Genomic DNA, 23,099 nt, shown 5'->3' on the forward strand with positions numbered 1-23,099 from the left:
GGAACTGCTTGATGTCGATAAGGGTCGGGCGCACGGCGTCGGTCACGTGCCAGAAACCGGTGGCATAGCGGGGGATGGCGGTCAGCATGGGCGGAGGCCGTCGAACAGGATCGTGAGGGTTCGGCGCTGCAGGGTGGGATCCCATCCCGCGTGCAGGGCGCCTTGGCTGGTGGAAGTGAGCAGGGCCAGGACTTCGTCGAGCCCGACGTCCGTGCGCACAGCACCGGCATGCTGCGCGCGGGTGAGTAGTTGGCCGATTGCTTCTCGCAGGCTCTGGATGGGCTGGGCGACGTGGATGTCGACGCCGGATTCGGCGAGTAGGTCGACGACCGTCTTCTTCGCCGCCGCTTGGTCCACCATCCGGGTGAAGAAATCGAACAAAGCGGTGGCGGGGTCGGCTTCGGTGGCCAGGGTGGTGACTTCGTCGGTCAGGCGCAGCATGAGGTCCTTGACCAGCGCCTGGAGTAGATCCTTCTTCGTCGGGAAGTGCCGGAAGACTGTCCCGATCGCGACCCCGGCCCGCTCGGCGACCTCGTCCGTCGACGCCGTCGGGCCCTTCTCGACGAAGACGACTTCGGCCGCGACCAGGATGCGGGCGCGGTTCCGCCTGGCGTCGGCGCGCAGCGGTTTGATGGCGGTCACCAGGGCATCTTCGCCGATTGACAAGATGAGTCGCAACTCATTATCTTCCGGCCATGAGCCAGCCGGTGTTGTGGATCGACCAGGCCTACGACCGGGAACACGCCGGAACCGCTTCGAGTCGCTACGCCACGCACGTCCGCCGCAACGCCCACGAATTCGCCGACGCCGTTGGTGATATCGCGCCGGTCCGCTTCGCCTGTGCCGCGTGGAATCTGGCCGTCCCGCCGAGTCTCGCGCCCGGCTATGTACGGGTGCATCGGCGGATCCTCTCGGCCTACTGCGTCCGGAACGAGTGGGACGGCTCGCTGACCGCTCAGCTCAACCTGGTGTCACCACTGCCCGCCGCGCTGACTTCGTCGCGGGAATGGTGGCAGGATCGCGGCTGGCGGGACTGGCCCGAGCTGTTCGGCCAGTTCGTGGACCCGTCCGAGCAGGACATCGCCAAGAGCCCGCATCTGCGCGCGTCCCTGTTCCTCGAGGCCCCGATGTCTCTCGACGGACTGCCGGAAGCCCCGGAGACGCTGGGCGACGACCTGGAGGACACCGCGGCCCGCGCGGTCGCGGTCCTCGTCCGCGACCTGAACGACCTCGTCTCCCCGATCCTCCGCAGACTGTCTTAGGAAACAGGGCGGCCGGCGCCGGCGTAGTCGTCGCCCTTCGAGTGGTACGTGTGGATCTGGATGGCCTGGCCCTCGGTCGGCGCGTTGATCATCAGCCCGTTGCCGAGGTACAGCCCGACGTGGTGGATCTTCGTCGCCGGGTTGCCGTAGAACACGAGGTCACCGAGCTTCGGTTCCTCGTTGAGCGGCACCTTGGGCAGCGAGTGGTACTGGGTGTCCGCGGTCCGCGGCAGGCCGACACCGGCGTCGTCGTAGGACGCCTTCGTCAGGCCCGAGCAGTCGAACCCGGCCGCGCCCGTGTCGGGGCCGTTGCCGCCCCAGACGTACGGCAGGCCGAGCTGGCCGAGCGCGAAGCGGGTGGCGCGCGTCGAAGGGGAGGACGCCTTCGCCGGGTCGAGCGACAGCGTCGCGAACAACTGGGCGTTGCCGAGCACCTGCTGGCGGAAGAGTTCGGAATCTCGGAACTTCTCGACCGCGGTCCACCAGCCCTTGCCGCCGCCGAGGTCCGCGCCGCCGTTACAGAGCGCGCGCCCGGCCGCGACCGAGGCCGAGTTGACGTCGGTGATCGCGGGCTTGGCGATACCCGGAATGCTTTGGCCCCAACGCTTCCACTGCGCCTGCGTCAGGCCCATCGGGCCGCCCGCCTTGTCGGCGCCCGCGCTCGCCTGGCCGATCCCGGCCAGCGTGACCCACGACAGGTGGCAGTTCGGCTGTTCCGCGCGGAGCGTGAGCTCGCCGTTCGCGTAGCCGATGAGCGATTCGAGCGGCAGCCCGAGCGGACCGGCGAGGCCGGTCGCCCAGGTTTCGAGCGGCTTCGCGCCTTGCGCGGGTTCTTCGGCCTTGACGGGGGCGCTGACTTCGAGCACGGACGGACCGGCGCCGCCGCCGATCGTCGACGTCTCGGTCGCCGCGGGGGCGGGCGCGGTGGCGACCGCCGGCCGGTCGTTGCCACCCGCGAGCAGCCAGCCCGCGGTGACGAGCCCGGCAACCAGCGGCAACGCGACCAGCCCTCGGGTGGCAGCGCCGCGTGCCCAACTGCCATGGGCCTTCTGGGGGCTGTTTTCGGGCGTTGTCACATCGGCCAGGTTAGAAGAGCTCACTCCATGTGTAACGACCTGAGGGCTTACACGTTAGGGGGACTCTCATAGTGTGGACGGATGGACATCAACGGCGAGCGCCTCCGAGCGGATCTCAGCGGTTCCTACGCGGCGATCGACGTCGTCGCGAGCACCGGTTCCACCAACGCCGATTTACGGGTAGCCGCAGCTCAGGGCGCCGCGGATCGCACGGTCCTGATCGCGGAGGAGCAGACGGCCGGGGTCGGCCGCCGGGCGCGGCAGTGGAGTTCGCCGAAGGGCTCGGGCATCTACTTGAGCGTGCTGCTGCGGCCGCGAGAGGTCCCGTTCGCGGGTTTGGGCTCGCTGTCGGTGGTCGCCGGACTCGCCGTGCGTGACGTCGCCGCGCGGATCGGTGTCGACGCGGTCCTGAAGTGGCCGAACGACGTCCTCGCCGGACCGGGCCGCGGGAAGTGCGCGGGCATCCTGTCCGAGGCCGTCGCGGGTGACGAGCTCGTGGGTGACGAGCTGTCAGTCGTACTCGGCATCGGACTCAACGTCTTGCCGCTCGGTGACGATGTTCCCGCCGGGCCGGGCGGACTCGCGCCGACGTCGCTGGCCGAGCAGGGCGCGACCACGACCGACCGCACCGAGATCGCGGGCCTGCTGCTGGCCGCGCTGGCCGAGCGCGAACTGAGCTGGCGCGGCGCCGGTGGCGACTTGACGAAGGCCGGGCTGCTGCCGGAATACCGCCGCCACTGCGCCACGATCGGCCAGGACGTGAACGTCCTCCTGCCGGACGGCGAGGTCCTCAGCGGGCGCGCGTCGGACGTCGACTCCGCCGGGCAGCTCGTGGTCTCGGGACGCACGATCTTCGCGGGTGACGTCGTCCACGTCCGCCAGGCATAAACTGCGATTCCTGGCGGGTTGTGCCTCCATCGGGGCGGATCGCCGGTACGGTGAGTCCACCACCGCCGCACACAACTTGGGAGCGTCCGACGTGGCCTATCCAGACGATTTGCTCAGTGAGAACGAGCACGTCGTAGTGCACAGTCATCCGCACTTCAAGATGCTGATCCTGCCGTTCATCGCGCTCGTCATCACCCTCGGCGTCGGCGTCTGGCTGGCGATCATCGGCCAGGACGCGGCCGCGCCGTGGAACCTGGTCTCGGAGATCGCCGTCGCGGTCGTCGCGCTGGTGCTCGTCGTGTGGTTGTTCTTCGTCCCCTTTGTCCGGTGGCGCACCACGCACTTCATCGTGACGACCGACAGGCTCATCGCGCGCGAAGGCGTGATCAAGCGGACGGGGATCGACATCCCGTTGTCGCGGATCAACAGCGTGCAGTTCGAGCACGGCCTGATGGACCGCGTTTTCGGCTGCGGCACGCTGATCATCGAGTCGGCGTCGGACGAGCCGCTGCGCTTCGACGACATCCCGAAGGTCGAGCGGGTGCACACCGTCATCTACCGGGAAGTCAACGACAACCCGTACGACGACTACGTGACCGGCCAGCCGGCACCCGAACCGCAGACCCAGCCGCTGCCGTCAGGCCAGCAACAGCAGCAACGGCCGCAGTCGCGTCGCGGCCGGCGCTGAGCTGTGGGCGCGCGCGAACTGGGACTGCCGGAGAAGGTTTCGACGACAGGTCTGCCTGAGCGGGTGACGATCTGGGAGGTCGGTCCTCGTGACGGCCTGCAGAACGAGAAGTCGATCGTGCCCGTCGAGGTCAAGCTGGAGTTCCTCGACAGGCTCGCCGCGGCGGGGCTGACCACGTTGGAAGCCACCAGTTTCGTGCACCCCAAATGGGTTCCCCAGCTCGCCGACGCCGAAGAGTTGCTCGCCCGGCTCGCCCGTCATGAAGGCGTGCGGTATCCGGTGCTGGTGCCCAACGAGCGCGGGCTGAACAGGGCGCTAGACGCGGGTGTCGAGCACATCGCCATCTTCGCCAGCGCCACGGAGACGTTCGCGCGGAAGAACCTGAACTCGACGCTGGAAACGCAGTTCGACATGTTCGAGCCGGTGGTTTCCCGTGCGGTGGCCGAAGGTCTCGAAGTGCGGGGCTATCTCTCCATGTGCTTCGGCGACCCGTCGGAAGGCGCTGTCCCGGCCAAGCAGGTCGTCGAGGCCGGCCGGCGGCTGCTGGAGCTGGGCTGCTCGCAGCTTTCGCTCGGGGACACCATCGGCGTCGCGACAGCCGGGCAGGTCGAGGCCGTCCTCGCCGGGTTCGACGACGTCGGCAAGCTCGCCGTGCACTTCCACGACACTTACGGCCAGGCGCTGGCGAACACGTTGGTGGCACTGCGCTGCGGTGTGTCCACTGTGGACTCTTCGGCTGGTGGTCTCGGTGGCTGCCCGTACGCCGAATCGGCGACGGGCAACCTCGCGACCGAGGACCTCGTCTGGATGCTCGACGGTCTCGGCATCGCCCACGGCGCCAACCTCGACGCGTTGGTCGAGACCAGCGCGTGGATGGCGGAAAAGCTCGGCAAGCCCAGCGCTTCCCGGGTGGTCAACGCCTTGGCGAAGTAGGGGAACCGGAGAGCTCCGGGGCACGTCCGAGCTGTCAGGAGGGTGCCGTGAGTGAGCAGTCCGAAGCGGGAACCGGGCCGATCGTGGGCGTTTCGCAAGCACCGCGCAAAAGCGTCCCGCCCCTTTTCCTGGTCCACATGTTCCCGATCGGCCATCTGCCCGTGGCCGCGGACAGACCGGCCACCCAGCTCCCCGCGCCGCCACCCGAGGTCGACTACGTCGTGGGCGGCCGGTTCGCGCCCGAGGACCATCCGGATTTCGGACTCGTCGAAGACGTCCAAGCCTTGACCAATGTCCTCGCGCGACTCCGTCGCACGGCTTTGCCGCCCGCCGGCCCGGCGCCCGAAGAGCTGCTCGACGGCTACGAGCTCTTCGGCGGAATGACCGAGCAGCAGTGGAATCGCCGTTACCTGGGCGGTTTGCGCGCGTCGGTGCCCGAGTACGCCTGGCCGCCCGGTGACCTCCATCCCGAAGGCGGCCGCGACGAAGGCGAGCCGATCGTGCTCGAGGAAGACACGCTCCTCGACCGTTTCGGCAGCGACCACGGCCGGATCTTCGCCCCCGAGGGCACGTCGTTCGCCAGCCGCTCGCTACCGCCCGCCTTGGTGACGTCGGGGTACCGCCGCTACCGCGTCCGGCGCCGGTTGCCGCTGTGGCGCACGGTTTCCGCCGCCTGGTTCGGCCAGCCCGGCGGCGGCGTGCGGTACCGCGCGACGCACTCCGCCGACGAGCTCGTCACCATGGGATACCTGGAGTGCACATGAACACGCTGTCGATCACGCGCTGGCTCGAAGCGCTCGGCGTGCCGCCCGAGGTCGTCTCGGTGGGCGCGGAGGCCGACAACGCGTGGTGCCTGCTGAAGTCCGTCGACGGTGAGCCGTCGTGGGAGGTCTTCTGGCGCGAGCAGGGCAACCGCTACGACTGGGCCCGCTTCACCGACGAACAGGTGGCCTGTCACTACCTGTTCGGCCGGCTGGCGTGGACCCAGGTCGCGCGCGGTGCCGTGGGCGTCCTACCGAGAAAGGATCGCTAGCGTCTCGTCGTGGAGCAGGCCGTTGGTCGACAACGCCGAGCCGCCGTTGAAGTCCGGTTTGCCGGAAAGGTCACTGAACCGCCCGCCGGCTTCGGTCACCAGCACCTGCGCCGCGGCGACGTCCCACGGGTTCACGATCGCCTCGGCGGCGATGTCGAGCGCGCCCTCGGCGACCAGGCAGTGCTGCCAGAAGTCCCCGAACGCCCGGCTTTCCCAGCACGCGTCGACGAGCGCGAGGTACTTCTCCCGCGAGTGGTACTCGGCCCAGGAGTTGATGTCCGTTGTGGACAGATAGGCATCTGACATCGAGGTCACCTTGGACACCGAGATCCGGCGCTCACCCGCGCTGTCGGCGAGCCACGCGCCGTCACCCGTGGCCGCCCACCAGCGGCGGCCGAGCAGGGGCGCGCTGATCATGCCGACCACCGGTGTGCCGTCCTCGACGAGCGCGATCAGTGTCGCCCAAACGGGTACTCCACGGAGGAAGTTCTTGGTGCCGTCGATGGGGTCGACCACCCAGCTGCGGCCCTGCGCGGAAACGGAGCCGCCGCGCTCCTCACCGGCCACCGTGTCGCCCGGTCGCTCGGCCGCCAGCAGCGTGCGGATGGCGTCCTCCACGGCCGTGTCGGCGTCGGTCACCGGAGTGCGGTCGGGTTTGCGCTCCACGGTGAGGTCGAGTGCGCGGAACCGGTCGGTCGTGATGGCGTCGGCGGCGTCCGCGAGGCGGCGGGCAAGTTCGGAATCCTTCTCGTAACCAGGCACGATCACGATGGTTTCACGCCGCCGAGACGTAGAGTTGGCGAGGTGAGCATGGTGCTACTTGCCGAGGACGATCCGGCCATCGCAGATCCGCTGTCCCGCGCTCTTCAGCGGGAGGGCTACGAGGTGCGGGTCGTCGGTGACGGCCCGGCCGCACTGGAGGCGACCAACGAGCAGCGCATCGACCTGCTCGTGCTCGATCTCGGCCTGCCCGGCATGGACGGGCTCGAGGTCTGCCGCCGGCTGCGCGCCAGCGGCACCGAGGTACCGGTGCTGATGCTCACCGCGCGCACCGATGAGGTCGACTTCGTCGTCGGGCTCGACGCGGGTGCCGATGATTACGTCGCCAAGCCGTTCCGCCTCGCCGAGCTGCTCGCCCGTATCCGCGCGCTGCTGCGCCGCCGGGTGCCGGAGGTGCTCGAATCGGCGGGCGTGCGGATGGATCTCGGGGCGCGGCTGGTCACTGTGGACACCCACGAGGTGCAGCTGGCGAACAAGGAGTTCGAGCTGCTCCGTGTGCTGATGATGCGCCCGGGCCAGGTCGTGAGCCGAGACGAGATCCTCGCGGAGGTCTGGAACGACCTCGAATCCAAGACGTCCAAAACCCTCGACATGCACATGTCGTGGCTCCGCCGGAAGCTCGCCATCGCCGGTGACGACGGCCATGCCCGCGCCGGCAAGACCAGTGCGGTGCATTCCGGCGACGGCGAACGCCGGATCGCCACCGTCCGGGGCGTCGGTTTCCGCTTCAACGCCGAATAGCGCATGCGCCGTCGCATCCTGCTCGCGATCCTGCTGGCCGTCACGGTCACGGGAGCCGCACTCGGCATCCCGCTCGGGGTCACCGCGTGGCAGTTCGTCGAGAGCCTGAACCGCGAGCATCTGGCCGTCGACGCGCGCCGTCTGGCCGCGATCCTCGACAACCAGCTCGCGAACGGCGAGCCGATGGACCTCGACCAGATCGCCGCCGGTGTCCCGCCCGACGGCCTGCTCACCGTGCGTGTGCCCGGCTTCCCGGAGAAGCGCTACGGCTCGGACCCTGGCACCGACGTCGTCGCCGAGCAGGTGCCGATCGCCAAACAGGGCACTGTCGAGCTGGCCATCCCGGCCGGGCCGATGCACACCACCCAGACCCAGATGACGCTCGTGGTGCTGATGCTCGTGTTCCTGTCGGTCGGTACGGGCACGGTCGTCGCGACGGTGACCGCGCGCCGGCTGGCGAAACCGCTGCGGCACGTCGCCGAGCGCGCCGCGAAACTCGGCGGCGGCGACTTCCGGCCCGACCCGAGCCGCTACGGCGTCGGCGAGCTCGACATGGTCGCCGAGGCACTCGACTCGTCCGGGACCGCGCTTGCCCAGCTCGTCCAGCGGGAACGCCAGCTCGTCGGGGACGTCTCGCACCAGCTGCGCAGCCGCCTGACCGCGCTGCAGCTCCGGCTCGAACCGCTCACCATGCATCCCGATCCCGAGGTCGTCGACGAGTCGAAGGCCGCGCAGGAGCAGGCAGACAGGCTCGCTGACGCGCTCGACGAGCTCCTCGCCGCGGCCCGCGCCGCCAGCGAGGAAGGCGCCGAGCCGGTCGACCTGCCGTCGATGCTGCCCGAGTTCTCCGAGGAATGGCGGCAGCTGCTCCGCTCCGAAGGCCGCAACCTCCGCATCCGCGTCGCCGAAGGACTGCGTGTCCGCGCCACCCCCGGACGCCTGCGCGAAGTGATAGGAGTGTTGCTGGACAACGCTTTGCGCCACGGCGCCGGTACGGTCACGGTCGCCGCCCGCCGGGGTGACGTCGAAGGCACGATGGTCGTCGAGGTCAGCGACACCGGGTCCGGCGTGGCCGACGAGCTCGCACCACACGTGTTCGAGCGTGGGTTCTCCGGCGGCGGTTCGACCGGCGTCGGGCTGGCGCTCGCGAGGGCGCTGGTGGAGGCCGACGGCGGGCGGCTGGAACTTTCCAACAGACAGCCCGCTGTTTTCAGTTTGTTCCTGCGGGTGCCGAGGCCGGGTGACGTCGCCGAGGTCCGCTGGCCGAGCGAGCGGGTGCCGAGGTGACCAGAGACCACCCGATGGACTGCCCGATCAGGCAGTGACGACAGCGGTACGGGTCGTAACGTCGGAGTGTGCGCACGTGGGCTTTCCGTTACACCCCACCAAAGGGGCCGGTCGCCGGGGCGGTGACCGGGGTGGGGAAGGTCGCGGTCTCGGTGCGCCTGGGCTACGACGGGGAACTCGACATCGTCCGGCATCGGGACAGCACCAGGAAACAGGCCTCCGCCGAAACACTGGCGATCCTGCTCGACGGTTTGCTCATCAGCCGGCTCGACACTGTGTCGCCGTCGATCCTGACGCCGCCTAGCCGCCGGTTCGTGCAGACGTCGCAGGGCTTTTTGCCCCCGGACACCATGGTCTGCCAGGGCGAGTGCCTGGTCGAGATTCGCAATGAAACCCTTGATGCGGAAGGGATCCTGAGTTACCGGCTGGATATCGTCGCCCGGTGGAACCGGCGCACCTCCGGGCTCGTCCCGCCGGATTCCGCGGCAGGCTGGTCGGAGTTCTTCGGCGCCTCACTGGCTTCCATCGGTGGTCTCATGCTGGGCGAGCTACCGGCGCGATGACCGTGGTGACGAAACCCGCGCGGGCGGGCATGCCGAGGCTCGTCCACAAACCGGTGCTGTCGACGTCGGACACGCACAGCGAGATCGGTTCGTCCCCCAGCTCACCGATAGCCAGTGTCTTGGTGTCCACAATGGTGCCCAGGGCCAGATCCAGCAGCCGGTGCTCGTCCTGGATCTTCCCCGCGTGCGCGGTCACCAGGTACGAGAGCGTGCACCGCTGGACACGCCGCGCGTCACCGGCAGGACCGGCGTCGCGCAGCGCGAACAGGAACAGATCGACGGTGTGGTGCTGGCCTTCGCTCTGCCAGGTGGGTTTCGGCGAGTCGAGCCGGACGGCCGTCCCCGCGGGAAGGTGCCTGCCGATGAGCCGGCACAGCGCTTCATCGACTTCGGCGATCATAGGTTAGTGGTCACGATCGGAAGGTCGTCGAGGGTCTCGACGGCCCAGCTTCCCGCTGGACGCACGGCCGGGAGACCCGAGTACAACACCGGTACGAGGGTCTCCCGGCCGCACACCCAGCGGAAACCTGGATCCGCCGATACCCCCAACGAACTTCCCATCGCAACCACTCAAATCAACCCTTCACGCAGGGCGTACGCCACGGCATGTGACCGGTTCCGGAGCTGGAACCGGTTCGTCACGTCGTGCAGGATGCTCTTCACCGTGCGCTGCGAGTAGCAGAGCTGGTCGGCGATCTCCTGAGTGGACATCCCCGACGCGACGAGCCGCAGCACGTCGGTCTCCCGGCTGCTCATCCCCCCGATGTGCAGGCCGCGCGGCTGCAGAACCTGCCGCTGCAACCGGGAAACCCGGCTCAGCAACCGGCCGAGCAGATCCGGCGGCAAGGCCCCTTCACCGGCCGCGGCGGCTTTGATCAGCCGCACCAGCACGTCCGGGCCCGCGTCCACGCGGCGGGCGACCGCGCAGACACCGTGTTCGATGGCACTCAGGATCTCGTTGTCGTCCACTTCGCCGGCGACGAGCACGATCCGGCTGAAACCCTGGTGGTGCAACGAGGAAAGCAGTTTTGTCATCGCCGCGTCGAGCCGGTCGGCGACCAGGAGCGCGACTGTCTCGGCATCGGCGGTCTCGCCGTCCACCAGCCAGACGTCATCCCGGGCACGCAAAGCCATGCAGACGCCGTTGTGCAGGATGGGATCGGTCGCGCGAACTACGACAGGTGTCCGGTTCGGTTCGAACATGGTCATTCATCCCCTCTGACACGCCTGGGCCCCCCAAGCGCACCTATCACCCTGCCGGGGGAGGTGTCCCAGGCGCATGGGACCGCAGTCCCGGAGTTGCCCGATCGGGCCGCGAAGTGGGTAACGATTCGGGTGTCAAGGGGCGCCTGGGCGCGAATCCCATCGAGCAGAACCACAAGACACGCCCTAGCCGAGCCCGGCGTCCCTGGCGCGGATGATCGCCTCCGCGCGGTCGGCGACCCGGAGCTTGCTGAACACGCTCGAAATATGGTTCCGCACGGTCTTCGGGCTCAGGATGAGCGTGTGCGCGATGACGGTGTTGCTGTGCCCGGCGGCGATCAGGGCGAGCACTTCGCGTTCACGGCCGGTCAGTTCGGGGAAGACCGGCTCGATGTTCTGATGCGCGGTGTTGAAGAAGCCGAGGACCCGTGTCGCGATGTCGGGGCCGAAGATCGCTTCACGCCGCGCCACGGCTTGCACGGCCCGGACGATCTCGTCGGGCTCGGCGTCCTTCAGCAGGTATCCGCGGGCACCGGCGCGCATGGCGGCGAACACCGATTCGCTGTCGTCGGCCATGGTCAGCATCAGCACACCGGTTTCCGGCCTGCTCGTCACGATGTTCCTGGTCGCTTCGGCCCCGCTGATATCGGGCAGGTGCAGATCCATCACGACCACGTCCGGTGCCAGCGCGGCCGCCGCGCTCACCGCGCTCGCTCCGCTGGCGGCTTCACCGACGACGTCGATCACCGGCACGTTGCCGAGCAGGGTGCACACGCCGAACCGGAACAGCGGATGATCGTCGACTACCAGTACCCGAAGCAAATCCGCCGTCATGATCCCTCCCGAGGCACCGAGAAGGATATCGGACAATGAGGCGAACTGAGGAATCGATTACACAACGGCCAAAACGTTACTGATTACCCGATCGCAATGGGGTGATTTCCGCACCGGAATCCTCGTCATTGTCCTCGTCATTGTCGCGGCGGCGCTTGCCGAGTTCGTCCGGGAAGACCCACTTCTTGAAACCCCAGAACCGGAAGAACATCGCCAGCAGCATGCCGATGATCGACCCGCTCGCGAAGTCCGCGACCTCCTGGACCAGCCGGGTCACATGCGGCACTTCGAGGTTGAAGATGTATCGCGAGGCGTAGAGCGGGATCAGGTTCAGTACCACCGCGACCCCGCTGATCACGAAGAACAACGCGGCTTCGTGGTGGCGTTCCCGCCCGCCGCGGGTCCGGAACGACCATTCGCGGTTGAGGATGTACGAGGCGATCGTCGCGACGATGATCGCGATGGCCTTCGCGGTGGTCGGCTTCGACTCGAGCACGCTCAGCTTGAGGAAGTACCAGACGCCGTTGTCGACGAGAAACGTCGTGCCACCGACGATCCCGAACTTCAGCAACTCACGGTGCTTGATAAGGACCGAACGCAGCGGTTCCGGGGTGTGTGAAAGCACGGTTTCGACAACGGTCACCCGCGCAGTCTACGGAGCCTCGGCGAACCTGGTGCTTCAGGCCGCTTTGTCGCCGTGTATGTCCGGATCGCTCCGGCCACCGCCACGCACGATCCTCGGCCGGGCGCCCGCCTGCGGGAAGACCCATTTCTTCAGCGCCCACCAGCGGAAAGCCGTGCCGAGCAGGGTGCCGATAATCATGCCGCTGACGAAGTCCGCGACCTCCTGGGTCAGCAGGCCGACGTTCGGCACCTGCAGGTGGAGCACGTAGCGCGAGACGAACATCGGTAGCGCGTTCAGGCCCAGCGAGATGGCGCTGATGAGGAAGAACAGTGCCGCTTCGTGCTGGCGTTCCCGCCCGCCCCGGGTGTCGAACGACCATTCGCGGGACGCGACGTAGGAGAACACCGTCGCCACCAGCACGCCGATGATCAGCGCGGTGACCGGATTCTTGTTCAGCACGGTGATTTTCAGCCCATAGTTCACCGCAGTGGTGATAACGAAGCTGATTCCACCGACAACAGCGAACCGCAGCAATTCACGGTGCTTTGTCGATAACTGGGCCATGGCCCTGAAACTACTCCCAGGAAATCAACCAGCGGAGCAGGGGCGGGAGTGAGGGCGTTTTGTCGGATCTCTCTATCGGCACTGTGGGCGGCACCGCGGGCGGCTCGGGCGAAGGCGGCGCGCTGGTCGTCTCGATCGGCTGACGGCTCTCTTCGGAAGGCGCGTTTTCCGTGGTCTGGACCGTGGTGGACGGCGGCTTGGGCTTCTTGGTCGGCGAGGTCGGCGAGGTCGGGGACGTCGGCGAGACCGAGGTGCCCGGCAGCGTCGGGATGTCCGTCGGGCTCGGCGACGGGCGCGGCTCGTCACTTTCACAACCGGGGCCCCAGCAGTCGAAATACACCGTCTTCGACACCGACGCGAGGCCGAGTTTGGCCGTGACTGTGACGCCTTCGCCGTTCTTCGGCCGATGGTCGAGGGAGACCCAGAGCTTCACGCGCTCACCCGGCTCGAGCGAACCCCGGGTGGTGCAGCTGGTGCCCGCGCCCGTCGGCTTGCAGCTCGCCCGGGAGTTGCCGAGGATCAGCCGGGCCGAGTAGTCGAGCTGGATCGTGACCGGCTTGGTCGTCGGCCCGCCGTTGAGGATGTCGACCCGCACGACCGGGTGGCGCACCCACGGGAACGCCGAATCCCAGGCACTGGTGACCCGCAGGTCGACGAGGTCGACCGGAGAAGGCTTGACGTTGACCTTCACCGCGACGTCGACCTTCACCAGGGTGCCCGAGCTGACCGAGCCGGTCACGGTGCCACCCGTGGCCGAGTCGTCGGCGAGCAGGCGGAAGGTCAGGACGGCCGATTGCCCCGGCTCCAGGCCTTTTTCCGTCTTGCAGGTGACCGTGCCCGAACCGCCGGGACAGGACACGGCGATCGTCGCCGGCGCCTGCGCGGCGAACCGGGAGACGCTGCCGCCACCACCGCCACCCACGGGCACGGCGGTGACGCCTGGCGGCAGGTTCAGCGCGACGACCACGGGCTCGGACACCGTGCCACCGTCGTTGCGCACGGTGATCGGCAGGTTGGCAGGCGTACCGGGCTGGAGCTCGACACCCTGGGGCGGCGCCTGTGCCGTCATCTTCGGCGGTGCAGGCGCTTCCGGTGCGGGCGGCGGTGCCGGGGGAGCGGGGGTCTCGACCGGAGGTGCCACCGGCGGCACCACCGGCGGGGCGGGCGGTGCCGGTGGAGCGGGCGGTGCCGGCGGTGCGGGCGGGACGACCGGCGCGGCGGGCACGGGCGCGGCCGGGACCGGAGCGGCCACGGCGGCGGGAATCTCCTGGGTACCGCCCGCGGCGAGCGCGACGGCGACGGCGGCGACCACGGCCACCCCGGACGCCGCGACCCCGACGAACTGCCTCGGCGCCGAGGCTGCCGCACCGGCTCCGGCGCCCGCTCCGGAGCTCGCGGCCCCGGCCGACGCGAAAAGCGCGCCGGCGGTGGCCGCACTGGCTTTGGCCGCCCCCGCGGCCGCGAGGTAACCGGTGACCGCGCCACCGAGGATCATCGGCGCGATGATCAGGCGCAGGCCGCCGTTGACGTCGGCGAGTTCCGCGGCCAGCGCGCGGCAGCGGTCACAGTCGTCGAGATGGGTCTCGACCTGGGCACGTTCCCGTTTGGACAGGCCGTCGCGGGTCCAGGCGCCGAGCCGCTCGGTGGCCGCGCGGCAGCGTTCGGCGGAGGTCTCCGCGAGGTGGACCTGAAGATAGGCCTGCCGGAGGCCCTCTCGTGCGCGGTAGGCCAGCGCGGAGACACCGTTCGCGGTGAGTCCCAGCAGCGGCGCCACCTCGGCGGGGGACTGCTGTTCGATCTCGGTGTGCCAGAGCACGGCCTGCCAGCGTTCGGGCAGCATCGCGAACGCCTTGGCGGCCAGCGTGCGCTCGAGCCCGGCGACGGCCGTGTCGGAGAACTGCACCGTCAGCGCCTCGCCGACGGCGCCGCCGACGTCGGTCATGTCCTCGGTGAGGTCGATTCGCTTGTCTTTGCGTGTCTTGTCGTACGCGGTGTGCCGCAACGCCGTCAGCAGGTACGCGCGGAACGCCGTATCCGGCCCCTTGCCGGCGCGCAGCGTGTCGAGCACCTTCGCGAAAGCCTCGGAGACGAGGTCGTCCGCCTCCGCGCCGGAGCGCGCGAGCTGGCGGGCGAGGTTGTACGCGGCGGAGGCGTGCCGTTCGTAGAGCGTTCCGTAGGCGGCGATCTTTCCGGTACGCACGGAGTCGATCAGCTCGGCGTCACTCTTGTCGCTGAGATCGGCGGGGATGGTCGACACGGCACTCCTCGATCGGTCGGGAGCCCAGTGTGACGGACGAGTCCGGTCACGTCACGTCACGGGTGGGGCGTTGACCCGGAGGGCGCAACATTTTCACCCGTCTTTCACACCGATAGCGGAAAGCTCCGTCACGCTACGCGCGGTAGACCGTCCCTCCGTTGAACAGCTCGAAAGATCAACATGCGAGCAGGGCGAAAGGGCGGGTAGCGGAGTGGATGTGCCGGCGACCGGGGGGCCGTTCGGTTCGAGCGGCGCGCACCTCGATCCACAGCGCTTCGAGCTGGACGGTTCGTTACGCACGCTGCGGGCGAAGTGGCGCAGCGCGAGCCTGGCTTCGGGCTGGCGGTTCCCGTCCGACTGGGCGTTGCCCGAGGTCGACGCCGTGTGCGCGGCCGTGGTCAAGGACGGAAGCGCCGAACTCGCGCTGTCCGGGCTGGGCCGGGCCAGGGCCGCTGCGGGCGCGGGCTTGTCGGAGACGTTGAACGACCTTGCCGCGCTGCACGCCGTATTGGCCCAGGCAGATTCACCCGATGGGTTCGTCATTCCCGACGTCGACGCCACCCCGGCGAGGCTGTTGCGGCTGACCGCGCTCGGCTGGGCCGACGTCGCCACCGACCAGCTCGCCAACACCGAGGTGACCGACCCGCTGACGGGCTTGCCGACGGCGGCGTACCTGCGGACGCGACTGTCGGAGGTCTACCGGCTCGCGCTGCGTGAAGGGCGTCAAGCTTCCGAGGAACACCTGCTCCTGGTGATCGCGATGGACTTCTCCGCCACCGCGGGCTGGTCGCGCCTGACCGGCATGATCCTCGTCGCCGAGGCGGTGCGGGCGGTGTTCGACGGCGGTGAGAGCGTCGCGACACTGGGGCCGTCGGTGGCCGCCGCACTGGTCCCGCGGGACGGCCGGATCGCTTCCAGGGGCGTGCTTCTGCGACGCGCACTGCACGAGCGGCTGTCCGTGGACGCCCAGTTGCGCGAGGTCGGCCAGCCACGGATCTCCGTGGTCCGGCTGCCCGCCCAGCACGACGCCGCCTGTGACCTGCTGGTGTCGCTCGGCCGCGCCTGACCCAGCTGACCAGCGTGTCGGGTGAACATGTTTTGCTATTCCTTATGACACCGCCTGTTCGGGTGACTCAGTCCGCACCTCCAGCCGCTGATGGCGACGCTCCGACGCGTGCTCCGCATCCCCGATTGGCCGTGCGGCGCTCCCTCGCGCGCCTGTCCGTCCGGCCGCGGTCGATCGCGATCCTGATCGCGGTCCCGCTCCTCGCGGTGATCGCCGGGGTGGCCGGCTGGATCATGGACTGGCATCTCGGCGTCGACATCGCGGTGTACCGCGCCGGCGCGCTGACGCTGCTCAACGGCGATCCGCTCTACGACTCGAACACGCTCAGCACCGAGCCGTACTGGGCGCTGCTGCCGTTCACCTACCCGCCGAGCGCCGCGCTGATCTTCGTCCCGCTGGCGTTCCTGCCGCTCGAAGTGGCCTGGGGCGTGCTCACCGCCGTCTCGCTGCTGGCGATGGCGCTGGTCATCCGCGTCGCGATCGGCTCGCTGCCGAAGCCGGTCGAGGGCGGACCGCGCTGGTGGGCCTCGCCCGCCCGGTCGACGCTGGTGTTTTCGTTGGTCTTCCTGGGGCTCGAACCGGTCTGGCGGACGATCTTCCTCGGCCAGATCAACCTCATCCTGATGGCGATGATCGTGCTCGACATTCTCGTCGTCACCCAGCGCAACAGCCGTTTCGGTGGAGTGCTCGTCGGGGTCGCGTCGGCGGTGAAGCTGCTGCCGATCATCTTCGTGGCGCACCTGGTGTTCACCGGCCGCTGGAAGGACGCGGGGCGCGCGCTCGGGACGTTCGTGGTGCTGCAGGGCCTGATGTTCGCGATCGTGCCGCACGACGCCTACCGTTACTGGACGTACACACTGCCCGACACCGGCCGCATCGGGCCGATCCACTGGGCCGGCAACCAGTCGCTGAACGGCATGTTCAACCGCCTTTCCGACCTCGCGCCGTGGGCGTCGAATGCGGCGCTCGGGGTCAGCGCGCTGCTCGCGATCCCGGCCGTATGGCTGATGCTGAAGTTCCACCGCAAGGGCCAAAACCTGGCGGCCCTGCTGGTCACGGCGTTCTTCGTGCTGCTGGCTTCGCCGGTTTCCTGGTCGCACCACTGGGTGTGGGCGGTGCCGCTGATCGTGCTGCTCGTTTCGCGCCTGCCCGCGACCACTCCGGCGACGGCGTGGAAGCGCTGGCTGGGCGCGGTCGCGGTACTCGGCGTGTTCGTCAGCTGTGTGCTGCTGATCTTGCCCAACGGCCGCAATATCGAGCTGCACTGGAAGACCTGGCAGATCATCCTCGGCAACGCCTACATCCTGATGCCGCTCATCCTCGCGGTGGTGCTGGTGGTGCGGTGGCGGCTCCAGAAACGCGCGGCGGCGACCGAGCCCGGGCACCATGTCGACGCGACTCTCGGCGCGTAGTTCCCGGGCCGCCTGGGGCGGGGTCGGTGTTCTGGTACTGGCCGTCTTCGCCGTCGGCGTTTACGTCTGGCTCGGGGACAAGCATCTGGGCGCCGACAGCGCTGTCTACCGTGCGGGCGCGCTGACGCTACTTCGCGGTGAGCCGCTCTACAACTACGAAGCGCTGACGACGTTGCCTTCGTGGGTGCTGCTGCCGTTCACCTACCCACCCGCCGCGGCCCTGCTGTTCCTGCCGCTGGTGCTGTTCCCGATGGGCCTGACCTGGGGCATCGTCGGCGCGCTGTCGGTGCTCGGCTTGGCCGCGGTGATCCGCGTCTGCGCCGGGCGGCTGTCGAAGTGGTGGGTGCTGCCCGCGTCGACGGCGGCCGCGCTGCTGCTCGAACCGGTGTGGAAGACGATCTTCCTCGGGCAGATCAACCTGATCCTGATGGCGTTGATCGTGCTCGACGTCCTGGTGCTCACACGCCGCGGCGGTCACTGGGGCGGCGGCGTGCTGATCGGCGTCGCCGCGGCGGTGAAGCTGACGCCGTTGATCTTCATCCCGCACCTGTTCTTCACCGGTCGTCGCAAGGAGGCGGCTCGCGCGCTCGGCACGTTCGCCGTGCTCGAAGCCGTGATGTTCCTGGTCATTCCCGGTGACGCGGCGAAGTACTGGACGCAGGCGGCGTCCGATCCGAACCGGGTCGGCGCGGTGCACTGGATCTTCGACCAGTCCCTCAACGGCCTGGTCAGCCGCGCTTCCGAGCTCGCGCCGTGGTCGCTGCCCGTGGCGCTGGCCGTCGCCGCGCTGCTCGCCGTTCCCGCGGTGTGGCTCGTGATCCGCCTGCACGCCCGGGGCGAGGCGCTGGGTGCGCTGCTGGTGACGGCGTTCTACGGGCTGCTGCTGTCGCCGGTTTCGTGGACGCACCACTGGGTGTGGGCGGTGCCGCTGATCGTGTTGCTGGTCACCAAGGGCCGCAGGCTCGCGGCGTTCGGTGTCGTGGCGCTGTTCGCGAGCTGCGTGGTCATGCTGGTGCCCAACGGTGGCGACGTGGAATTCAACTGGGGCTTGGGTTTGTCGATCCTCGGCAATGCTTACGTGCTGTTCGCCGCGGTGGGCATTGTCGGGCTGGCCGCACGAGAACTGCGGCTGGCTCGCAAAGTGCTCGTGACCGCTCAGTAGCCCCACACCGTCGCCCACCACCCTCAACGGCGACGCTTCGCGTCCAGTTACTCTGGGGTTCACTATGGACAAACGCACAGGGCTTCCCGTGGTGGGAATGGTGGGCGGCGGCCAGCTCGCCAGGATGACGCACCAGGCCGCGATCTCGCTCGGCCAGTCGCTGCGAGTGCTCGCGGCGGGCGAGAACGAGTCCGCCGGGCTCGTCGCCGGTGAGGTCGTGCAAGGGCACCACACCGACCTCGAAGCGCTGCGTGCCTTCGGTGCCGGTGTCGACGTCCTGACCTTCGACCACGAGCACGTGCCGTCTGAGCATCTGATGGTGCTGGCCGGTGAAGGCATCATCGTGCGCCCCGGCCCCGAAGCGCTGTTGTTCGCGCAGAACAAGCTGCTCATGCGGGAACTGCTGGCCGGGATGAAGATCGCCGGTCCCGCCTTCGTCGAAGTGTCCACAGTGGACGACGTGGTGAACTTCGGTGCCGAGCACTCCTGGCCGGTGGTCCTCAAAGCCGCCACGGGTGGCTACGACGGCCGCGGGGTGTGGATGGTCGACACCGCGAGGCACGCCCGCGAACTGGTTCCCGAGCTGCTCGCCGCCGGGACGGCGCTGCTCGTCGAGACCAAGGTCGAGATGCGCCGCGAACTCGCCGCGCTGGTCGCCCGCTCGCCGTTCGGGCAGGGCGCCGCGTGGCCGGTGGTGGAAACCGTGCAGTCGGGCGGGATCAACACCGAGGTCCTCGCCCCCGCGCCCGGGTTGTCCGACAGGCTGGTGCACGAAGCGCAGGACCTCGCGCTGCGGATCGCCGCGCAGCTGAACGTCGTCGGCCTGCTGGCCGTCGAGTTGTTCGAGACCGACGAAGGCCTGCTGGTCAACGAACTCGCCATGCGCCCGCACAACTCCGGGCATTGGACAATGGACGGCTCGCGGACTTCGCAGTTCGAGCAGCACCTGCGCGCGGTGCTCGACTACCCGCTCGGCGAGACCGACCCGCTGGCCCCCGCCTGTGTGATGGCGAACGTGCTCGGCGCGTCGACCGCCCCCGAGATGGGTCCCGACGAGCGGCTGCACCACCTGTTCGCGCGTTACCCCGGCGTCCGCGTCCACCTGTACGGCAAGGAAGAGCGGCCCGGCCGCAAACTGGGCCACGTCACCATGCTCGGCGAGCGGATGGAACAGCTGCGCGACCGCGCGCTGCTCGCCGCGCACTGGCTGTCCCACGCCGTCTGGCTCGACGGCTACGAGATCCACTGAAGCTTTGGAGAACACAGTGTCCGTCGAAAAAGCGGCGCCCACCGTTGGCTTGATCATGGGGAGCGACTCGGACTGGCCCGTGCTCGAGGCGGCCGGTCAGGCGCTCGGCGAGTTCGGGGTCGAGTACGAGGTCGGCGTCTACTCGGCGCACCGCACCCCGCAGCGCATGCTGGACTACGCCACGTCGGCGGCCGAGCGGGGACTCAAGGTGATCATCGCCGGGGCCGGTGGGGCAGCTCATCTGCCCGGCATGGTGGCGTCGGCGACCGTGCTGCCGGTGATCGGCGTGCCCGTGCCGTTGAAGTACCTCGACGGACTCGATTCTTTGCTGTCGATCGTGCAGATGCCCGCCGGTGTCCCGGTGGCGACGGTTTCCGTTGGTGGCGCGCGCAACGCGGGCTTGCTCGCGGTGCGGATCCTCGCCGCGAGCGACGAGACGTTGCGGACGAAGATGGCCAAGTTCCAGGCCGACCTCGAACAGCTTGTGCTGGACAAGGATTCCGCACTGCGTAAGAAGATCGAAGGTTAGAGCTGCTCCCGGAGCTGGCGTTTGAGGATTTTCCCGGCGGCTGAAACCGGGATCTCCTCGACGAACCGGACTTCGCGGATCTTCTTGTACGGCGCCAGTTTCGCGTTGACGTCAGTCATCAGCGTCTCGGCGTCGACGTCCTGACCGGGTGTCTTGACGACGAACGCCACCGGAAGCTCGCCGACGTCGTCGTTCCGCCTGCCGACCACGGCGGTGGCGGCGACGGCCGGGTGGGCGATCAGCAACTCCTCGAGCTCGCGCGGGTAGACGTTATAGCCCTTGTAGAGCAACATATCCTTCTTGCGATCCACAATGGACAGATAGCCGTCGTCGTCGAGCACGCCGATGTCGCCGGTGTGCAGCCAGCCGTCGACGAGCGCCGCCGTGGTCTCCTCCGGCCGGTTCCGGTAGCCGGTCATCACCTGGGGGCCGCGGATGCAGACTTCGCCGGAAGTGTTGGCGGGTAACGGTTCTTCGCCGCCGTCGGCCGGGACGATCTTGATCTCGGTGTCGAAGATCGGCAGTCCGACCGAGCCCACCTTGCGCACGCCGGACCGGTACGTCGGCCCGACCGTGGCGCCCATGGTGACCTCGGTCAGGCCATAACCTTCCGTGATCGACGCGTCGGGGAACCTGGCGCGCAGGGCGTTGATCATCTCGTGCGCCAGCGGTGCCGCACCGGAACCCAGTCCCACCACCGAAGACAGGTCGCGCGTCTGGAAGTCGGGGCACGCCAGTAAGGCCGCGAACAACGCGGGCGCCCCGCCGATCGACGTCGCCCGCAGTTTTTCGACGTCGGCGAGATAGGCGACCGGGACGAACCTGTCGTGCAGGACGACCGTGGTGCCGGTCAGCACGGGCACGTTGAGCGCCGCGATGGTGCCCATCGCGTGGAACCACGGTGTCAGGTTGATCGCGAGCCCGGTGCCGTGGCGCGTCGGCCACTCGTCAGGGTCGCCGGTCTGGTCGAGGATCGGGTTGCCGGCCTCGTCCACCGCCGGGATCGAGCCGGAGGCCCAGCAGGCGTACTGCAACGCGTTGACCACGACGTTCCGATGGGGAAGCTGGACGCCCTTCGAGCGTCCGGTCGTGCCGCCGGTGTAGGCGAGATGGGCGAGGTCATGCCGGATGTCGATCTCGACGTCCGGCCGGTCGTCGAGCTGCTCGGCGTAGAACTCCTCGAACTCGACCTGCCGTTCCGTGAGGGCGGTGGCCGGTGAGCTCACGACGACCAGCCGCACCGACGTCCGGTCCACGATGGCCTCGACCACGCCCGCCGCCGGCCCGAAGGTGACCACCGCGACCGCGCCGCAGTCGGCCAGCTGCGCGGCCAGGTCGTCCGGCGGCAGCAGCGGGTTGGCCGGGCTGAACGTCGCTCCGGAAAGGAGGATCCCGTAGTACGCCACCGGGTAGGCGAGACAGTTCGGCAGATGCACCGCGACCGTGTCACCCCGGCCGATTCCGTGCCCGACCAGCGCGTTCGCGAACCGGCGGGCCGCGCGGTACACGTAGTCGTAGCTCACCTGGGTCTTGCCGTGGATGAAAGCCGTGCGCGCTCCGTAACGTCTCGCGGCGCCGGCCAAGATCGAGCCGACGGGTGCTTCCGGGTACTCCAGGGACCTGGGGAAGTCCGCTGGCGCGGACGGCAACGTGAGCGGCATCACGTAAACATAGGAAGAGTGCGGCCAAGGACACAAGGGCCGGTCAGTAAACGAGCGCTAACATCAGAGACGGATCAGTTTGCTCGAGAGAGGTGACACAGGTGTCTGACGGCCCGGGGCTCTACCAGCTTGCCGAGGAGCACGAGGAGCTTCGTGCTGCCGTGCGTTCGCTCGCGGAAAAGGAAATCGCTCCTTACGCCGCCGAAGTGGACGAAAACGAGCGCTACCCGGCGGAAGCCCGAGACGCCCTCGTGCGCGCCGGCTTCAACGCCGTGCACATCCCCGAGGAGTACGAAGGCCAAGGCGCCGACGCGGTCTCGGCGTGCATCGTCATCGAAGAGATCGCCAGGGTGGACGCCTCGGCGTCGCTGATCCCCGCGGTCAACAAGCTCGGCACGCAGCCCATCATCCTTTCGGGCTCCGACGAGGTGAAGAAACTCGTCCTCCCGTCCATCGCCTCCGGCGAGACCTCCGCGTCCTACGCCCTCTCCGAGCGCGAAGCCGGCTCCGACACCGCCTCCATGCGCACCCGGGCCCGCCTCGACGGCGACACCTGGATTCTCAACGGCACCAAGGCGTGGATCACCAACGCCGGCGAGTCCGCCTGGTACACCGTCATGGCCGTGACCGATCCGAACGCCGAGAAGAAGGCCAACGGCATCTCGGCCTTCGTCGTCCACAAGGACGACCCCGGCTTCTCCGTCGGCGCCAAGGAACGCAAACTCGGCATCAAGGGCTCCCCGACCCGGGAAATCTACTTCGAGAACTGCGTGATCCCGGCCGACCGCATCATCGGCGAGCCCGGCACCGGCCTGAAGACCGCCCTGCGCACGCTGGACCACACGCGCCCCACCATCGGCGCCCAAGCCCTCGGTATCGCCCAAGGCGCCCTCGACGCGGCACTCGCGTATGTCAAGGAGCGCAAGCAGTTCGGCAAGTCGATCTCGGAATTCCAAGGCGTCCAGTTCATGCTGGCCGACATGGGGACCAAGATCGAAGCCGCTCGGCACTTGGTTTATGCGTCGGCTGCGGCGACTGAGCGTGGGGACAAGCGGGCTGGGTTCATGGCTTCCGCGGCCAAGTCCTATGCGTCGGATATCGCTATGTCGGTGACCACCGATGCCGTGCAGTTGTTCGGTGGGGCCGGGTACACGCGGGACTTCCCGGTGGAGCGCATGATGCGCGATGCGAAGATCACGCAGATCTACGAAGGCACCAACCAGATCCAGCGCATGGTGATGGCCCGCGCCCTGCTCAAGGGCCTCGCCTTCTAGTTTTCGATAGGT

Annotated in this window: 25 protein-coding genes; 15 read left to right on the forward strand and 10 right to left on the reverse strand. The window is 68.6% G+C overall.

Translation table 11 applies throughout. From position 1 onward, the window contains the following. Positions 1-81: 81 nt before the first annotated feature. Positions 82-642 (reverse strand): TetR/AcrR family transcriptional regulator, encoded by a 561-nt coding sequence (locus VGP60_RS15305; RefSeq protein WP_327548659.1) that lies wholly within the window; start codon positions 640-642, stop codon positions 82-84. Between the two features lie 53 nt (positions 643-695). Here VGP60_RS15305 and VGP60_RS15310 point away from each other — a divergent pair, with 53 nt between their 5' ends. Then, positions 696-1,262, forward strand: a complete 567-nt coding sequence (locus VGP60_RS15310; protein WP_327548660.1) for a hypothetical protein — start codon at positions 696-698, stop codon at positions 1,260-1,262. Here VGP60_RS15310 and VGP60_RS15315 read toward each other — a convergent pair. Beyond that, a complete protein-coding gene (locus VGP60_RS15315; protein ID WP_327548661.1) occupies positions 1,259-2,338 on the reverse strand; it encodes a C40 family peptidase in 1,080 nt (359 codons plus the stop codon). The two genes, VGP60_RS15310 and VGP60_RS15315, sit on opposite strands and share 4 nt — an antisense overlap. Before the next feature lie 81 nt (positions 2,339-2,419). Between VGP60_RS15315 and VGP60_RS15320 the strand changes: the two genes are divergently transcribed. From VGP60_RS15320 to VGP60_RS15340, 5 genes are all read left to right on the forward strand, one after another. Beyond that, the gene (locus VGP60_RS15320; protein WP_327548662.1) at positions 2,420-3,226 is read left to right on the forward strand and encodes a biotin--[acetyl-CoA-carboxylase] ligase; all 807 of its coding nucleotides are present in this window, start codon (positions 2,420-2,422) and stop codon (positions 3,224-3,226) included. A gap of 91 nt (positions 3,227-3,317) precedes the next feature. Continuing rightward, complete coding sequence (locus VGP60_RS15325; RefSeq protein WP_327548663.1) at positions 3,318-3,914, forward strand: PH domain-containing protein; 597 nt, start codon at positions 3,318-3,320, stop codon at positions 3,912-3,914. Between the two features lie 3 nt (positions 3,915-3,917). After that, positions 3,918-4,847, forward strand: a complete 930-nt coding sequence (locus tag VGP60_RS15330) for a hydroxymethylglutaryl-CoA lyase (RefSeq protein ID WP_327548664.1) — start codon at positions 3,918-3,920, stop codon at positions 4,845-4,847. 47 nt (positions 4,848-4,894) lie between these two features. Further along, positions 4,895-5,611 carry a TNT domain-containing protein gene (locus VGP60_RS15335; protein ID WP_327548665.1) on the forward strand — a complete coding sequence of 239 codons (717 nt, stop codon included), beginning with the start codon at positions 4,895-4,897 and terminating at the stop codon, positions 5,609-5,611. Beyond that, complete coding sequence (locus VGP60_RS15340; RefSeq protein WP_327548666.1) at positions 5,608-5,880, forward strand: hypothetical protein; 273 nt, start codon at positions 5,608-5,610, stop codon at positions 5,878-5,880. Before VGP60_RS15335 ends, VGP60_RS15340 begins: the two co-directional genes overlap by 4 nt. Here the strand turns inward: VGP60_RS15340 and hisN are convergent. Then, positions 5,860-6,648 (reverse strand): histidinol-phosphatase, encoded by a 789-nt coding sequence (hisN, locus tag VGP60_RS15345; protein WP_327548667.1) that lies wholly within the window; start codon positions 6,646-6,648, stop codon positions 5,860-5,862. The genes VGP60_RS15340 and hisN overlap by 21 nt on opposite strands. A gap of 42 nt (positions 6,649-6,690) precedes the next feature. Between hisN and VGP60_RS15350 the strand changes: the two genes are divergently transcribed. The 3 genes from VGP60_RS15350 (at position 6,691) to VGP60_RS15360 (ending at position 9,251) form a co-directional block, all read left to right on the forward strand. After that, complete coding sequence (locus tag VGP60_RS15350; RefSeq protein WP_327548693.1) at positions 6,691-7,401, forward strand: response regulator transcription factor; 711 nt, start codon at positions 6,691-6,693, stop codon at positions 7,399-7,401. A gap of 3 nt (positions 7,402-7,404) precedes the next feature. Continuing rightward, on the forward strand, positions 7,405-8,688 hold the full coding sequence (locus tag VGP60_RS15355; RefSeq protein ID WP_327548668.1) for an ATP-binding protein: 1,284 nt from the start codon (positions 7,405-7,407) through the stop codon (positions 8,686-8,688). Positions 8,689-8,756: 68 nt separating this feature from the next. Next, positions 8,757-9,251 carry a hypothetical protein gene (locus tag VGP60_RS15360; RefSeq protein ID WP_327548669.1) on the forward strand — a complete coding sequence of 165 codons (495 nt, stop codon included), beginning with the start codon at positions 8,757-8,759 and terminating at the stop codon, positions 9,249-9,251. On the opposite strand, the gene VGP60_RS15365 is transcribed toward VGP60_RS15360, so the two are convergent. The 6 genes from VGP60_RS15365 to VGP60_RS15390 form a co-directional block, all read right to left on the reverse strand. Beyond that, the gene (locus tag VGP60_RS15365; protein ID WP_327548670.1) at positions 9,223-9,651 is read right to left on the reverse strand and encodes a Pvc16 family protein; all 429 of its coding nucleotides are present in this window, start codon (positions 9,649-9,651) and stop codon (positions 9,223-9,225) included. The genes VGP60_RS15360 and VGP60_RS15365 overlap by 29 nt on opposite strands. 170 nt (positions 9,652-9,821) lie before the next feature. Next, the gene (locus VGP60_RS15370; RefSeq protein ID WP_327548694.1) at positions 9,822-10,454 is read right to left on the reverse strand and encodes a response regulator transcription factor; all 633 of its coding nucleotides are present in this window, start codon (positions 10,452-10,454) and stop codon (positions 9,822-9,824) included. A 186-nt stretch (positions 10,455-10,640) separates the two neighbouring features. Next, entirely contained in the window at positions 10,641-11,288 is a 648-nt protein-coding gene (locus tag VGP60_RS15375) for a response regulator transcription factor (protein WP_327548671.1), read from the reverse strand. A gap of 76 nt (positions 11,289-11,364) precedes the next feature. Continuing rightward, positions 11,365-11,931, reverse strand: a complete 567-nt coding sequence (locus VGP60_RS15380; RefSeq protein ID WP_327548672.1) for a GtrA family protein — start codon at positions 11,929-11,931, stop codon at positions 11,365-11,367. A gap of 36 nt (positions 11,932-11,967) precedes the next feature. After that, positions 11,968-12,477 carry a GtrA family protein gene (locus tag VGP60_RS15385; protein WP_327548673.1) on the reverse strand — a complete coding sequence of 170 codons (510 nt, stop codon included), beginning with the start codon at positions 12,475-12,477 and terminating at the stop codon, positions 11,968-11,970. 10 nt (positions 12,478-12,487) lie between these two features. After that, entirely contained in the window at positions 12,488-14,734 is a 2,247-nt protein-coding gene (locus VGP60_RS15390; RefSeq protein ID WP_327548674.1) for a sigma-70 family RNA polymerase sigma factor, read from the reverse strand. A 211-nt stretch (positions 14,735-14,945) separates the two neighbouring features. On the opposite strand from VGP60_RS15390, the gene VGP60_RS15395 reads away from it, so the two are divergent. The 5 genes from VGP60_RS15395 (at position 14,946) to purE (ending at position 20,152) form a co-directional block, all read left to right on the forward strand. Further along, on the forward strand, positions 14,946-15,800 hold the full coding sequence (locus VGP60_RS15395; protein WP_327548675.1) for a GGDEF domain-containing protein: 855 nt from the start codon (positions 14,946-14,948) through the stop codon (positions 15,798-15,800). A 44-nt stretch (positions 15,801-15,844) separates the two neighbouring features. After that, positions 15,845-17,212, forward strand: a complete 1,368-nt coding sequence (locus tag VGP60_RS15400; RefSeq protein ID WP_414640355.1) for a glycosyltransferase 87 family protein — start codon at positions 15,845-15,847, stop codon at positions 17,210-17,212. Then, positions 17,187-18,374: a glycosyltransferase 87 family protein gene (locus VGP60_RS15405; protein ID WP_327548677.1), complete on the forward strand. Its 1,188-nt coding sequence runs from the start codon at positions 17,187-17,189 to the stop codon at positions 18,372-18,374. Before VGP60_RS15400 ends, VGP60_RS15405 begins: the two co-directional genes overlap by 26 nt. 64 nt (positions 18,375-18,438) lie before the next feature. Beyond that, positions 18,439-19,623, forward strand: a complete 1,185-nt coding sequence (locus VGP60_RS15410) for a 5-(carboxyamino)imidazole ribonucleotide synthase (RefSeq protein WP_327548678.1) — start codon at positions 18,439-18,441, stop codon at positions 19,621-19,623. Between the two features lie 55 nt (positions 19,624-19,678). Continuing rightward, positions 19,679-20,152, forward strand: a complete 474-nt coding sequence (purE, locus tag VGP60_RS15415; RefSeq protein ID WP_327548695.1) for a 5-(carboxyamino)imidazole ribonucleotide mutase — start codon at positions 19,679-19,681, stop codon at positions 20,150-20,152. On the opposite strand, the gene VGP60_RS15420 is transcribed toward purE, so the two are convergent. Continuing rightward, complete coding sequence (locus tag VGP60_RS15420) at positions 20,149-21,813, reverse strand: class I adenylate-forming enzyme family protein (protein ID WP_327548679.1); 1,665 nt, start codon at positions 21,811-21,813, stop codon at positions 20,149-20,151. The two genes, purE and VGP60_RS15420, sit on opposite strands and share 4 nt — an antisense overlap. A gap of 92 nt (positions 21,814-21,905) precedes the next feature. Between VGP60_RS15420 and VGP60_RS15425 the strand changes: the two genes are divergently transcribed. Beyond that, positions 21,906-23,087 carry an acyl-CoA dehydrogenase family protein gene (locus VGP60_RS15425; RefSeq protein ID WP_327548680.1) on the forward strand — a complete coding sequence of 394 codons (1,182 nt, stop codon included), beginning with the start codon at positions 21,906-21,908 and terminating at the stop codon, positions 23,085-23,087. Positions 23,088-23,099 lie beyond the last annotated feature (12 nt).

The sequence above is a fragment of the Amycolatopsis sp. genome, from assembly GCF_036008905.1.
GTDB lineage: Bacteria > Actinomycetota > Actinomycetes > Mycobacteriales > Pseudonocardiaceae > Amycolatopsis.